The organism is Oceanobacillus massiliensis str. N'diop (assembly GCF_000285495.1).
Lineage (GTDB): Bacteria > Bacillota > Bacilli > Bacillales > Amphibacillaceae > Oceanobacillus > Oceanobacillus massiliensis.
In genome coordinates this window covers 1-897 of the sequence record NZ_CAER01000092.1, presented here as the reverse complement: position 1 = coordinate 897, position 897 = coordinate 1, and the positions used below count along the sequence as shown (strand labels likewise).

Below are 897 nucleotides of genomic sequence, written 5' to 3'. Positions count from 1 at the left end.
CTTCTAATAAACTCTACACTGCGTTCGACATGGCCCTTTTCGTTCCCTTTACGAGGTTCACATAATCGAATTTTAAATTGATAATAATTAGATATGTTAATCATACTATCTGTTATAGTTTTTTCTGTTCCTACAAAGGATTTAACAACTGTTCTCATATTGTCATAGGTAAATACCGAAGGAACAAAACCGATATGCTCAATGAACTTCGAATGAACATCCAGTACACAAACTTGCGATTCAGATTGATAGATTTTGGCGAACCGATAATTACTATGAGCCAATGTGAATACCGCAAGCGAATAATTTTTCAACCCCCCATTAATTTCTAGTTTGACTTGTCCCCAATCAAATTCAACTTCATAACCTGGTTCACAATACCTTCGAATAAATACTTCTTTTGTTTTTGCAACTTCCGCGTTTACAAAGTTACGTACCGTCGTGTAGCCTATGGCATATCCCGCATCTACTAATTTCTCATGCATATCAATCATTTTCATTTGCTGCTTATGCATATAGTGATTTCGTTTCCAGGCATTATCTTTTATATATCCAATTAGAATTTCCTTTATTTCTTCAGTCAATGCCCGCTTTCTTCCTGTTCTTTTCTTATAGGTAGGAGTCTTTATAATATCCTCTGTGATCGGTAGATCACGAACATCCTTCCCCTTACTTATTTCAAACTCTCGAATATACTTATCTACGGTATTTCTTGATACTTTTATGTTCTTAGCTATCTTTCTCTTGCTCACACCTTCTATATACTTTTGAATAATTGTTTGTTTCTTTTTCAATGTAATCACTCCCGATTTTCCCCCCAACTTGCGTTAGGGTTATTGTCTATCAAAAGTGGCTCAGTTTTCAACTGTCATGGTGGCTCACTATTAAATTACCATA

General features: G+C 35.1%; 1 protein-coding gene. It reads right to left on the bottom strand.

Going from position 1 to position 897, the window contains the following annotated elements:
* Positions 1-794: IS21 family transposase (gene istA / locus OMHG_RS00200; protein WP_147629114.1), on the bottom strand; the 794-nt coding region annotated here is incomplete at its 3' end.
* Positions 795-897 lie beyond the last annotated feature (103 nt).